This is a genomic window from Azonexus hydrophilus DSM 23864 (assembly GCF_000429605.1).
Classification (GTDB): domain Bacteria; phylum Pseudomonadota; class Gammaproteobacteria; order Burkholderiales; family Rhodocyclaceae; genus Azonexus; species Azonexus hydrophilus.
Map to the genome: position 1 here is coordinate 87,116 of NZ_AUCE01000017.1, position 13,095 is coordinate 100,210.

At 66.3% G+C, this 13,095-nt stretch carries 11 protein-coding genes; 3 read left to right on the forward strand and 8 right to left on the reverse strand.

Features of this window, described 5'->3' with window-relative positions; genetic code table 11:
• Positions 1–7 precede the first annotated feature (7 nt).
• Genes gloA through G471_RS18365 form a run of 3 tightly spaced genes read left to right on the forward strand, consistent with a single transcriptional unit; the run spans position 8 to position 4,286 of the window.
• Positions 8–391, forward strand: a complete 384-nt coding sequence (gene gloA, locus G471_RS0109575) for a lactoylglutathione lyase (protein ID WP_028995155.1) — start codon at positions 8–10, stop codon at positions 389–391.
• Between the two features lie 60 nt (positions 392–451).
• A complete protein-coding gene (locus G471_RS0109580; RefSeq protein ID WP_028995156.1) occupies positions 452–1,249 on the forward strand; it encodes an ABC transporter substrate-binding protein in 798 nt (265 codons plus the stop codon).
• Positions 1,233–4,286, forward strand: coding sequence for an ATP-binding protein (locus G471_RS18365; RefSeq protein WP_051295412.1), 3,054 nt, complete (start codon positions 1,233–1,235; stop codon positions 4,284–4,286). Before G471_RS0109580 ends, G471_RS18365 begins: the two co-directional genes overlap by 17 nt.
• Here the strand turns inward: G471_RS18365 and G471_RS0109590 are convergent.
• From G471_RS0109590 to G471_RS0109625, 8 genes are all read right to left on the reverse strand, one after another.
• On the reverse strand, positions 4,283–5,410 hold the full coding sequence (locus G471_RS0109590; RefSeq protein WP_081700199.1) for a glycosyltransferase family 4 protein: 1,128 nt from the start codon (positions 5,408–5,410) through the stop codon (positions 4,283–4,285). The genes G471_RS18365 and G471_RS0109590 overlap by 4 nt on opposite strands.
• Positions 5,410–5,826, reverse strand: coding sequence for a diacylglycerol kinase (locus G471_RS0109595; RefSeq protein WP_051295413.1), 417 nt, complete (start codon positions 5,824–5,826; stop codon positions 5,410–5,412). The genes G471_RS0109590 and G471_RS0109595 overlap by 1 nt, the downstream gene beginning before the upstream one ends.
• Before the next feature lie 60 nt (positions 5,827–5,886).
• A complete protein-coding gene (gene phnX / locus G471_RS0109600) occupies positions 5,887–6,699 on the reverse strand; it encodes a phosphonoacetaldehyde hydrolase (RefSeq protein ID WP_028995159.1) in 813 nt (270 codons plus the stop codon).
• 27 nt (positions 6,700–6,726) lie between these two features.
• Complete coding sequence (locus tag G471_RS0109605) at positions 6,727–7,950, reverse strand: NAD(P)/FAD-dependent oxidoreductase (RefSeq protein WP_028995160.1); 1,224 nt, start codon at positions 7,948–7,950, stop codon at positions 6,727–6,729.
• Positions 7,947–9,065: a 2-aminoethylphosphonate--pyruvate transaminase gene (locus tag G471_RS0109610; protein ID WP_028995161.1), complete on the reverse strand. Its 1,119-nt coding sequence runs from the start codon at positions 9,063–9,065 to the stop codon at positions 7,947–7,949. The genes G471_RS0109605 and G471_RS0109610 overlap by 4 nt, the downstream gene beginning before the upstream one ends.
• Before the next feature lie 20 nt (positions 9,066–9,085).
• Positions 9,086–10,774 carry a putative 2-aminoethylphosphonate ABC transporter permease subunit gene (locus G471_RS0109615; protein WP_051295414.1) on the reverse strand — a complete coding sequence of 563 codons (1,689 nt, stop codon included), beginning with the start codon at positions 10,772–10,774 and terminating at the stop codon, positions 9,086–9,088.
• The gene (locus G471_RS0109620) at positions 10,771–11,838 is read right to left on the reverse strand and encodes a putative 2-aminoethylphosphonate ABC transporter ATP-binding protein (RefSeq protein ID WP_028995163.1); all 1,068 of its coding nucleotides are present in this window, start codon (positions 11,836–11,838) and stop codon (positions 10,771–10,773) included. The genes G471_RS0109615 and G471_RS0109620 overlap by 4 nt, the downstream gene beginning before the upstream one ends.
• A gap of 63 nt (positions 11,839–11,901) precedes the next feature.
• Positions 11,902–12,930 carry a putative 2-aminoethylphosphonate ABC transporter substrate-binding protein gene (locus G471_RS0109625; protein ID WP_043421374.1) on the reverse strand — a complete coding sequence of 343 codons (1,029 nt, stop codon included), beginning with the start codon at positions 12,928–12,930 and terminating at the stop codon, positions 11,902–11,904.
• Between the last annotated feature and the right edge of the window lie 165 nt (positions 12,931–13,095).

The following is a 13,095-nucleotide window of genomic DNA, read 5'->3' on the forward strand; positions in this document are numbered from 1 at the left end:
ACACCTCATGCGCATCCTGCACACCATGCTCCGCGTCGGCAACCTCGACCGCTCGATCGCCTTCTACACCGAAATCCTCGGCATGCAGCTGCTGCGCCGCAACGACTATCCGGAAGGCCGGTTCACGCTGGCCTTCGTCGGCTACGGCAGCGAGGACAGCGAAGCCGTGCTCGAACTGACGCACAACTGGGACACCGACAGTTACGAGCTGGGCAACGCCTACGGCCACATTGCCCTGGCCGTTCCCGACGCTGCCGCCGCCTGTGCCGCGATCAAGGCGCGCGGTGGCAAGGTGGTACGCGAAGCCGGGCCGATGAAGCACGGCAAGACCATCATCGCTTTCGTCGAAGACCCGGACGGTTACAAAGTGGAATTGATCGAACGGGATTGAGCCTGGCGGCGCCGCTTTTGATACACTGCGAATCGTTCATGTATTCCAAAGGTAATAAAAGTGAAAGCGATCCCGCCCATCCTGCTCGCCGCTGCGCTGCTGCTTGCTGCCGTTCCGGCGCAAGCGCAGCAAACCGGCGTCCTTGAGCGCATCGCCGCCACGTCGACGGTGCGCGTCTGCATCTGGCCGGACTATTTCGGCATCAGCTACCGCGACCCGAAAACCCGCCAGCTGTCCGGCATCGATGTCGACATGGCCAAGGCACTGGGGCGCGACCTGCGCGCCAATGTCGAGTTTGTCGACAGTTCCTTCGCCCGCCTGATCGACGATGTCACCCAGGACCGCTGCGACATCGCCATGTTCGCCATTGGCATCACGCCGCTGCGCCAGGAAAAACTGCGCTTCACCCGGCCGCACATGGCCAGCGACATCTACGCCATCACCACCAAGAGCAACCGGCGCATCCGCCAGTGGAACGACATCGACCAGGCCGGCGTCGTCGTCGCCGTGGCCAAGGGCACCCTGCACGAACCGGTGATGAAGGCCCGCCTCAAATCGGCAACGCTGAAGGTGCTCGACACCCCGCAGGCGCGCGAGCGCGAAGTCGAATCAGGACGTGCCGACGTGTTCATGACCGATTTCCCGTTCAGCCTGCGCATGCTGCGCACCACCGACTGGGCGCGCCTGGTCAAGCCGGACAGCAGCTATCACATCACCCCCTACGCCTGGGCCATGCGCCCGGGTGACGACCGCTGGCACGCACGGGTTGAGGACTTCCTGGCGCGCGCCAAGCGCAGCGGGGAGCTGAAGGCCTTCGCCGACCGCCACGGCCTGTTGCCAATTGCCGTTCTCGACTGACGCGCCGCTACCGGCCGGCAGCCGTACCGGCGTCATCACCCGCCTGCTGATCGGTCTGCAGGTGGTGCTGATCGTCGCCGTGCTGCTCGGCAGCCTGTCGCACGTGCTGCGCCTGCGCCAGGATGCGCTGGACAGCCATCTCGACGAGGCCCGCGCCCACGCCCGGGTATTCGAGGAACAACTGACGCAAACCTTGTCCTTGGCCGACCTCAGCCTGCAGGCCATGCCTGAACTGATCGACGGCGCGCAGATCGACGAAAAGGCGACAGCCCGGCAACTGGAAGGCATGCTGCGCCGCCTCCTCTTCCTCCGCTCGCTGTCGATTGCCGACGAACATGGCCGCATCCTGGTCAGTTCCAACCCGGATAACGTCGGCCAGCAGATCGACAGCAAGGACTTCCAGCCGCCACGCGAAGGCAACGAAACTGCCAGCTTCCTGCGCATTGGCGTCCCCTGGCAGGGCCGCGACCTAGCCGATGCCTCGCCGAGCACGACCCGCAGCCCGATCCCGCCGGACAGCCCGAACTTCTTCCCGGTCATCCGCGAGGCCCAGGTCGGCGCACGCCGGCTGCAGATGGTCGCCGCCCTCAATCCCGACTACTTCATCAACCACTTCTCGCACCACATCGATCCGCAACTGACGCAGGTCGAGATCCTCGACTATCACGGCATCGTCATGCTCTCGTCGCGCGTCGATCTGATGCCGGGCAGCCTGCATCTGAGCGGGTCGCCGCTGGCCGAAATGCGCGACAGCGAAATCGGCAGCCGCGCCGAAGACATCGACGGCGGTCGACAGATGCTCAGCGCCTACCGCGCCTCGCGCAGCTACCCCCTGTTCGTGCTCGTGCATATCGATCGGGAACAGGCGCTGCAACACTGGTACGCGGAAGCAAAGATCACCCTGGCCGTCACCGGCGCCGCACTGCTGGTCATCATCACCCTCAGCCTGCTGCTGATCGGCCGCATCCGCCGCGGCCTGATCAACGAGGCCCGCCTGCATCACGAACGGCAACTGGCGGCCCAGGTGTTCGAGAACAGTACCAGCGGCGTCCTGGTGACCGATGCCGAACGGCGGATCCTCGCCGTCAATCCGCATCTGGAAAAGGTATCCGGCTTCAACGCCAGGGAACTGATCGGCCAGACCCCCAGGATATTCAGCTCCGGCCGGCATGATGACGGGTTCTACCGGCAGATGTGGGAAACCATCGACGAACACGACATCTGGCGTGGCGAAATCATCAACCAGCGCAAGGATGGCCGCCTGATCGAGGAATGGCTGACCATTTCGGTGGTTCGCGACAGCCACGGGCAGCTGGTCAATTACTTGGGCGTTTTCGAGGACATCACCGAACAGCGCCTGCAGGCTTTACGCCTCAAGCGCCAATTGGCCGCGCTGCAGGCGCTCAACGAAATCGCCACGATCAAGGGCCTCGACCCGCGGGAAATCCTGCGCCATGGACTGCGCCTGGCCAGCGAGCACCTGCACCTCGAATACGGCATCATCAGCCACATCGACCCGGCAGCCAATAGCTACCGGATCGAAGTCCAGGTCTGCCCCGACGGCCTGCTCGCCGACAACCAGGAATTCCCGCTGGGCGATACCTTCTGCGCCGAAATCATTCACCAGGACAAGCTGTTCCAGCTGGTCAATGCCGCCGAATCCGAGTACTGCGACCATCCGAGTTTCCGCGAATTCAAGCTGGCCAGCTTCCTCGGCACGCCGATCCGCGTCGACGGCGCGCTGTACGGGACGATCAATTTCTCGTCGCGCCAGCATCGCGACCACGATTTCGACCCCTCGGACCTCGAGTTCATCCAGCTGTTGGCCCGCTGGGCCGGCGCCGTGATCGAACGCATGCGCGCCCACGAGCAACTGGACAAGGCCCGTGCCGCAGCGGAAGCCGCCAGCGTCGCCAAGGGCAGCTTCCTGGCCAACATGAGCCACGAAATCCGCACCCCGATGAACGGCGTGATCGGCATGGCCGACCTCCTGCTGGCCACGCCGCTGAACGCCGAACAGCGCGACTATGCGGAAACCATCCGTCACAGCGCCGACGGCCTGCTCGGGCTGATCAACGATGTGCTCGACTTTTCCAAAGTCGAAGCCGGCAAGCTGGAAGTCGAGAACATTCCCTTCGCCCCGGCCGAAATCCTGCACGACACCCTGGCACTGCTCGGCCACTCGGCCGGGACCAAGGAAATCGCCCTCAACGGCACGATCGATCCGGCCGTTCCCGCCCGTCTGATCGGCGATCCGGGGCGGCTGCGCCAGATCCTGATCAACCTGGTCGGCAACGCCGTCAAGTTCACCTCAGTCGGCAGCGTCTGCGTCCACTTCACCGGCTGGCCGGACGGCGACGACAATCTGCGCCTGCAGATTTCGGTCAGCGACACCGGCATCGGTATGGCGCCGACCGTGATCGCCGGCCTGTTCTCACCCTTCTTCCAGGGCGATGCCTCGACCACCCGCCAGTTCGGCGGTACCGGCCTCGGCCTGTCGATCTGCAAGCGCCTGATTGAATTGATGGGCGGCAGCATCGCCGTCGAATCGACGCCCGGCGCAGGCAGCATCTTCCGCGTCGAACTGCCCTTCGCCATCGACCGCAGCAGCGCGCTGGCCCGCCCGGCCAGCGAACCGGGCACGCAGCTACGTGACGGCCTGCGGGTACTGCTGGTCGAGGACAACCTGATCAACCAGAAAGTCGCCGGCGCCCTGCTCGGCAAGCTCGCCTGCCAACACGTTGCCGTGAACAATGGCGAAGAGGCCCTGGCCCGCCTGCGCGAAGAGACATTCGACGTGGTCCTGATGGATTGCCAGATGCCGGTCATGGATGGCTTCGAGGCCACCCGCCGCCTGCGGGCCGGCGAAGCCGGCAGCAGCAGCCAGACGACTCCCATCGTCGCCATGACCGCCAATGCCATGCAGGGCGACCGCGAGGCCTGCCTGGCGGCCGGCATGGACGATTACCTGGCCAAGCCGGTCAGCAATGCCGCGCTGAAGCAGGTCCTGATCCGCTGGAGCAACGGCCGGGTTTAATTTCTGCCGGCGATGGCTTCGCGGGCGACCTGTTCAAACGTGTTCACCACCCCGGGCCAGTTGCGCAGCAGCATGTCATCGCGCGCCCGCACGCTCATCCCGACCAGACGTTCAGGCATCTCGACGCTCCACAGCGCGGCATCGACATAAGCTTTCTCGTCCCCGGGCGCGACGGCCACACTGTTGATGCCGTCGACCACCAGTTCCGCTGCCGCCGCACTGCGGTAAGCCACCACCGGCACGCCGCTGGCCATGGCCTCGGCCACGACATTGCCGTAGGTTTCGCTGAGGCTTGGGAAAAGGAAGATGTCGGCGCTCGCATAATGGCGCGCCAGATCCTCGCCATGGCGCATGCCGGCGAAATGATGATCGGGGTGTTCCTGCCTCAGCCGGCGCGCCGACGGTCCGTCGCCGACCCAGACCATGCGGGCATCGGGATGCCAGACCTGGATGGCGGCAAAGCACTTCTCGACCAGCGCCAGGTTCTTTTCCGGCGCCAGACGGCCGACGTAGAGACACACCGGCCCTTCGCCGACGGCGCCCCAGCCGGCGCGCAGCAGCGGATCGCGCCGCTGCGGATCGAACAGCACGGTATCGACACCGCGCCCGACCACCCGCACGCCGGGCACGCCGGCACCGGCCAGATCGGCGGCCAGCGCCGCCGTCGGCACCATGGTCGCCAAGGTGCGCCGATGCAGGATGCGCAGGTAGGCCGCCACGGCCGGACGCAGCCAGCCCATGCCGTAATGCACGCTGTAGCGGTCGAAATTGGTATGAAATCCCGAAGTCACCGGGATGCCCAGCCGCCGCGCCACGGCCACCGCCGACCAGCCGAGCGGCCCCTCGGTGACCACGTGCACCAGGTCCGGCCGCCGGCCGCGCCAGCGCCGGGCCAGCATCCGCCCGGCCGGCAGGCCGAAACGCAGCCCGGGATAACCGGGCAAAGGCACGCCGGGCAGGGGAACATCCAGTTCGCTGCCGGCGTCTTCCGCGCCCTGGCGCGGACGCAGCACCTCGACCCGGTGCCCCAGATCGCGCAGACCACCGACCAGGCGGCCGACCGTCATCGCCACCCCGTTCACCTCGGGCGGATAGGTTTCGGTGACAAAGGCGATATCGAGCATCACAGCTTCTCCAGCAGGACACCGCCCCAGACCACCAGCACCTGGAGCAGCGAGACCAGCACGGCGGCACTGCCGATGTCCTTGGCACGCTTGGCCAGGCGGTGGTTCTCCAGGCCGACGCGATCGACCACGGCCTCGATCGCCGAGTTGAGCAGTTCAACGACCAGCACCAGCAGCACACTGGCGATCAGCAGGCCGGTCGCCAGCCAGCCGACCGGCAGCCAGATGGCCAGCGGAATCAGCAGCAGCGCCAGCCACACTTCCTGGCGGAAGGCATCCTCGCAGAGGTAGGCGGCGCGCAGGCCGTCGAGCGAGTAGTTGAAGGCATTCCAGACCCGGCGCAGGCCGGTCTTGCCCTTGAAGGGCGATTCGTTGGCCGGATCAAGGCCGAGTTCGTCGGGGTGCGGCGCGTTCATGAATCCTCCTTGGCTGAACGCACCTTAAACACCCATTGCTAAGCTTTCATGACAAGCCGGTCAGGGCCGGTCGCCATGCGCGAGACGGTTCTCGATGTCGGCAAGGACCGTGCGCAGATCGGCGATCGTGTCGATCACGTAATGCGCACCGGCACTGGTGAACTCGCGGGCAATGCGGGCACGCAACGCGACCAGCGTATCCTCGTCGGCCGCCTCGAACTCGGCCTGCGTCAGCCCGGCCGGACTGCCGGAGAGCATCAGCCCGACCGTCCACATGCCGGCGTTGCGCCCTTCGAGGATGCCCGGCAGGGTGTCGTCGACCTTGACGCAATGCGCCACGTTGCCGACCTTCAGGTCGAGCACGCACTGCAGCGCCATCCACGGCCCGGGGCGGGCACCGGCGGCGAGATCATCGGCGCAGACGGTGCAGTCCGGCGCGTAGCCATTGGCGGCGGCAGCGACCATCAGTTTTTCCATGACCTGGCGCGGGTAGCCGGTGGTCGAACCGATCTTCAGGCCACGCTCGCGCAAGGCGGCAACCGTCTCCAGCGTGCCGGGAATCAACGCCGCGTGTTCGCCGACGCGTTCGACCTGGAGCGGCAGGAAAGTGCGGTAGATGTGATCGATGTCGTCGCTATTCATCGGCCGGCCGAACTGTGCCCGCCAGCGGGCGTCGACCGCCGGATCGCGGCCGAGCGCCTCGATGTGCTGCCATTTGCCCAGGCCCATCGGGCCGCGCGCTTCGGCCAGGCTCAGGTCAAAGTCATAGGCGGCGCGGAAGGCGTCGACGAAAATCTGGGTCGGCGCGAAGGAGCCGAAATCGACCGTGGTCCCGGCCCAGTCGAAAATGACGGCTTCGAGTTGTTGTTGCATGGGATGTCTCCGTAAGGTGGCGGCGGTTCAGCCGGAAGTTTTTCCGGCCCGCGCGGCGGCGCAGGCAGCGAGGAAGTCGGGAGCGTAGGGGTCGAAATCGCCACGCCGGCCCGGGGCGCTGGGCTGCGGATCGACGAAGGGCGCAGCGCCACGGATCAGTTCGCCGATCAGGCGACCGACGCCGCCGGCGAAGCTGATTCCCGAGCCGTTGCAGCCGCTGGCGACGTACAAGCCGGCGATCATCGGCGCGGCGCCGACGACCAGTTGCCGGTCGGGCGTGTAGTTGCTCGGCCCGGTCAGGTAATGGGCAATGCCCAACGTGTTCAGCGCCGGGAAGCAGGGCGCCAGTTCGTCGGCCCCCTCGGCCAGGTTGGCCCAGCCGTCGGCGTCGTCCGGATCGAAGACGAAGCCGGCAAGGTCGGCCGGCAGCGTGCGCGCGTCGGCGACCGCCGGCTGGCGCTCGCGGATGCCGAACAGCAGCGCCCCGACCTCGGGCCGGGCGTAAGCGCGGATTGCCGGCAGCAGGACGATGGCGCCGTCGCGCGGAAAAATTGGTGCCGGCTCGCTGATCCAGTACTGGCTGCGTACCGGCGCCATCGGCAGCGGCAGGCCAAGATCGACGCTGAGGCGGTTGGCCCAGGCGCCGGCGGCATTGACGATGACGCTGGCGGCACGCCGGCGCCCATCGGCCAGCTCGACACCCCAGACGCGCCCGGTATCGACAACGACACGTTTAACCTCACTAGCCTCGCAGCGCACGCCACGGGCGATTGCGGCGCGCAGCAGGGCGGTGGCAAACAGATAGGGTTCGACGTAGCACTCGTCGGGGAAGAAAACCGCGTGGTCGAAGGATTCCGGCGCCAGCCAGGGGGCGCGGGCGAGCGCCTCGGCTTTGTCCAGCCAGGTGCTGGCGATGCCGTGCGCGGCGGCGACTTCGGCACGCGCCTGCAACACTGCCAGGTGGCTGGCCGGTGCCGCGTGCAGTGCGCCGACCGTGCGCCGGCCGATGTCTTCGCCGAGTTCTTGTTCGAGTTCGGCCATCGTGCGGAAAGTCTGGCGGGCCAGCGCGATCTGCCCGGGATCGTCGCGCACCATGGTCAGCAGCGCCGCTGCCCGGCTGGTCGCGCCGGCCGCCGGCTGCAGGCGTTCGAGGACGAGGACGCGCTCGCCGAGTCCGTGGCGGGCGAGTTCGTAGGCGACGGCGGCGCCGAAGATGCCGCCGCCGACGATCAGGATGTCACGTTCGTTCATTCAGCTACCGCAACTTGCATGTCGCGCAGCGTCGCAGCCACGGCATCGACGACCTTGGCGATGTCCTGAGCGGTCAGCGCGCCGATGCAGCCGACACGGAAGGTTTCAACTTCGGTCAGCTTGCCCGGGTAGAGGATGAAGCCCTTGTCGCGCACCGCCGCGTAGAAGGTCTTGAAGTCGTAGTTCGGGCTGACCGGCGCGTGGAAGGTGACGATGATCGGCGCCTGGTGTTCGGGTGCCAGGAAAGGACGCAGGCCGAGGCCGGCCATGCCGTCGACCAGCGCTGCACAGTTGGCGGCGTAGCGCGCCTGGCGGGCGGGCAGTCCGCCTTCCTCGGCGTACTGTGCAAGCGCTTCGTGCAGCGCGACGACGACGTGGGTCGGCGGCGTGAAGCGCCATTGCGTGGTCTTCTGCATGTAGATCCACTGGTCGTGCAGGTCCATCGCCAGCGAGTGGCAGTTGCCGGCGGCGGCTTCCAGCGCGCTGCGGCGGACGATGACGAAGCCCATCCCGGGCACGCCTTCCAGGCACTTGCCGGAAGCAGCAACCAATGCCGCAATCGGCATCGTGCGCAGGTTGATGTCGAGCGCGGCGAAGGAGCTCATCGCGTCGACGATCAGCTCGCGGCCCTGGCGGGCGACGGCGGCAGCAATCTCGGCGAGCGGGTTGAGGATGCCAGTACCGGTTTCGCAATGGACCTGGGCGACATGGGTGATCGCCGGGTCGGCGGCGAGCGCCGCCTCGATGGCCGCCGGGTCGGCCGGCTGGTCTTCGGCGAAGCGCAGTTCGACGGCCTCGCGCCCGAGGTAGCTGAGGATCTTCAGGATGCGCGCGCAGTAGGCACCGTTGTTCGGCACCAGCACCTTGCCCTGGCGCGGCACCAGGGTGCCCAGCGCGGCTTCGACCGAGAAGGTGCCGGAACCCTGCAGCGGCACGCAGACGTGGCTGTCCTCGCCGTGGGCGATGGCCACCAGTTGCCGGCAGACGTCGGCGGTGATGCGGTTGAAGGCGGCGTCCCAGGAACCCCAGTCGTGCAGCATCGCCTGTTTGGTGCGCAGCGAGGTGGTCAGGGGGCCGGGGGTGAGCAGCAGCGGGTCGCGGTCGACGGCGTACATGGATAGGTTCTCCGAAAAAATCAGCGCTGGAAATGGCGCCAGGCCTGGTGGCGGCGCAAGAGCAGGTGGGTGAGCAGGGAATAGACGAGACTGATCAGCGCCGAGGTGAGCACGATCAGTGTCGCCATCGCCGCCGCCGGGCCGAGTTCGCCGGCCTCGTCGAGGTTGAGGATGGCGACGGCCGCCGGCAGGGTCTCGCTGGAATACAGGAAGACCAGCGCCGACACCGTGGTCATCGCGTTGATGAACAGGTAACGGGCGATTTCCAGCACCGCCGGCAGGCAGACCGGCAGCGTCACCCGCCACAGGGTGACGAAGCGCGACACCTTGAGCGAGGCCGAAACCGCCTCGAATTCGCGGTCCAGGCTCTTCAGCGCGGTCACCGCGGTCAGGTGGCAGGGCGTGTAGAAGTGCACGACGGTGGCGACGACCATGATGGTCAGTGTGTGATAGAGCCCGTTGAGCGGGTTATCCGGCGAATTGAAGAAGAGGATGTAGCCGATGCCCAGCACCAGGCCGGGCACCCCCATCGGCAGCGCCGCCATCGCCCGCACCGCTGTCCCCAGTGCAGCCGGCCGCGCCGGCGTGCGCTCGAGCAACCAGGCGGTGAGGAAGACCAGCGGTGTGCCGAACAACGCGGTCAGCGCGGCAATCTTCAGGCTGTTCTGCCAGGCGGCCAGGACACCGGCTTCGGCCAGGCCGTAGATGTAGTGGTCGAACGTCAGTTCAAGGTTGTACGGCCAGAAGCGGACCAGCGAGGTATACATCGCCATGCCGAGCACGCAGAACATCGCCGTCGCCAGCAGCAGGCAGTAGAGCAGCAAGGGCAGGTCGCGGCGGCGGTCGGGACGCGGCTGGTAGGGGACGGCGCGGGCGGTCAGGCTGGCCTGCTGGCGGCGCTGTACCCAGGTATCGATGGCGAAGGCGAACAGCACCGGCAGCAGGAGCAGCAGGGCAACGATGGCGCCGCGGCCGAAGTTGTGCTGGCCGACGACCTGGACATAGACCTCGACCGCCAGCACCGGGAAATTGCCGCCGATCACCTTGGGAATGCCGAATTCGCTGACCGAATAGGCGAATACCACCAGCGCCGCGCTGATCAGCCCGTATTTGGCGGCCGGCAGCGTCACCGTGCGGAAGCGCCGCCAGCGCGAGGCACCGAGCGCATCGGCGGCTTCGTAGAGACGGCCGTCGGCGGTGGCCAGGGCGACGACGAGGATCATCAGGGCGTGCGGAAAGGCCGCATAGACCGTGGCCATGACGATGCCGACCGGCCCATAGACCGAGGCACCGCCCAGCCAGGCCTTGAGCACGCCCTGGGTGCCGAACCACTGGATGAAGGCAATCGCCCCGACCAGCGACGGACCGAGCAGCGCCGACAGACCGATCAGCCGCCACAGGCCGCGCAGCGGCAGACAGGCGCGCTGGATGGCGTAGGCGTAAAGGAAGGCCAGCGGCACCGTGATCACCGTCACCAGCGCCGCCACCCACAGCGTATTCCAGGCCGCCGTCGCCATCCCCGGCGTGGCGGCGAATTCGACGAAGCGGAGCAGGCTGAAAGCGCCGTCGTCGTCGCGCACGCTGCCGACCAGCAGGGCCAGCAGCGGCAGCACCAGGAACAAGGCCAGGGCGACGGCGGCACCGAGCAGCAGGACGCCCGGCAGACGCTCTGCGCCGGAGCGGAAAACAAGCGGCCGGCGCAGGATCATGCCGCCTCCGGCAAGGGCTGCAGATGCTCGGCGGGAATGCCCAGGCGCAACATCGCCCCCGGGCGGATTTCGCGACCGCACAGGTAGTTGCTGGAAAACTGGGCGACCAGCGGCCGACCGTCGGCCGTGTGCGCGCGCAGCGTGACCAGTGAATACGGACCGAGGAACTCGCACTTGAGCACATGGCCGTAGAAGGTGTTCTCGCCCTGGTCGAGGGTATCGTGCAGACGGATGTCCTCGGGACGGACGTAGAAGCGGGCGGTCGCCCCGGCCGGCAGTTCGGCGGCGGTGCGCAGCAGCAGGTCGCCGCTGCGGGCGTGGTGCGGCCCGACGCGTTCGGCTGTGAGCAAATTGCCCCGACCGATGAAGTCGGCGACGAAATCGTTGCCGGGCTGGCGGTAAATATCGCGCGGTTCGCCGATCTGCTGGATGCGCCCCTGCTGCATGACGACGATGCGGTCGGCCATGGCCAGGGCTTCTTCCTGATCGTGCGTGACCATGATCGTGGTCACCCCGAGACGGGTCTGCAGGGCGCGGATTTCGCCGCGCAGGCGGACGCGCTCGATGGCATCGAGCGCCGACAGCGGTTCATCCAGCAGCAACAGGTCGGGCGCCGTCGCCAGTGCCCGCGCCAGCGCGATGCGCTGCTGCTGACCGCCGGACAACTGCGCCGGATACTTGGCCTGGGTGCCCGGCAGCCCCACCAACTCGAGCATTTCCTCGACCCTTTGCTTGGCCAGGCGGCGTTCGTTGCGGCTCGAGTTCAGGCCGTAGGCGACGTTGTCGGCAACCGAGAGGTTGGGGAACAGTGCATACGACTGGAAGACGATGCCGTAATCGCGTTGCCCCGGCGGCAGTCGGGAAATGTCGCGACCGGCATGGACGATCTCGCCTTCGTCCTGCATTTCCAGGCCGGCAATGGCGCGCAGCAGGGTCGTCTTGCCGCAGCCGGACGGACCGAGCAGGACCAGGAATTCACCTTCGTCCACGGCAAGTTCGATGTGATCGAGCGCCACAAACTGGCCGTAGCGTTTGCTCAACTGGCGGATGTCGAGATGGGCCATGAAACCTCGCAAATAGAAAAAACCGTCCGCCCCCCACGGGCACGGACGGTTGTCTGGAAGGAATTACTTCTTCGGTTCGGACTTGGTCGAATAACGCTTCTGCCACTCGGCCAGGATGGCGTCGCGGTTCTTGCCCATCCACTCGAAGTCGTTCTTGACCAGACGCTGCTCGTAGTCGTTGGGCACGTACTTCAGGCGCGTGGCGATGCCGGGCATGGCGACAACGGCAAAGTTCTTCGCGTACAACTCGTTGGCTTCGCGGGTGGTCGCCCAGTCCGAGAGCTTCTTCGCCGCATCAAGCTTGGGCGTGCCCTTGACGATGGCGATCGATTCCATGTCCCAACCCAGGCCTTCCTTGGGGAAGATGATGTCGATCGGGGCCCCCTTGGCGCGCACCGTGTTGGCCCGGTACTCGAAGGAAATGCCGACCGGGAACTCACCGGCACCGGCCATCACGCAGGGCTTGGAACCGGAATGGGTATACACGGCAATGTTGTCGTGCAGCTTGTCCATGTACTCCCAGCCACCCTTCTCGCCGAACATCTGCAGCCAGGCGGTGACATCGAGGAAGCCGGTGCCCGACGAGTTCGGGTTGGGCATGACGATCTTGCCCTTGAATTCCGGCTTCAGCAGGTCCTTCCAGCTTTCGATGCGGGGCAGGCCCTGCTTCTGCATTTCGGCGACGTTATAGCAGATCGCCGCGCCCCAGACGTCCATGCCGACCCAGGTCGGCGTCGCACCGGCCGAGCGGAAGCGCGGGTTGAGCGCCTTCAGGTTGGCCGGTGCATACGGCTGCAGCATCTTCTCCCGGTCGAAAACGACCATGCTGGAGGCGGCAACGCCCATGATCACGTCGGCCACCGGCTTGGCCTTCTCGGCCAGCAGCTTGGCAGTGATGATGCCGGTCGAATCGCGCGTCCACTTGATCTCGACGTCCGGATGCGACTTGTTGAAGGCTTCCTGATAGGCCTTGAGCTGGTCGGTTTCCAGCGCGGTATAGACATTGAGGACAGTCTTCTCGGCGTGCGCCGGGAGCATGGCCAGGGCCAGGCCGGCAACGGCAAAACTGCGGATGAGTTGCTTCAGTTTCATGCGGATTTCCTCCGGGAATGGGTGAAGGGGGTTTTCCTGCTGACCGGCCTGTCATCGAACTGACATCCCGTCGAACTAGACTGAACACATCTTAATGACGGTTTATTGCAGATTGTTGACAATCTACAAATGGACAAATGAATTACAATTCGGCTTTCGAATTTG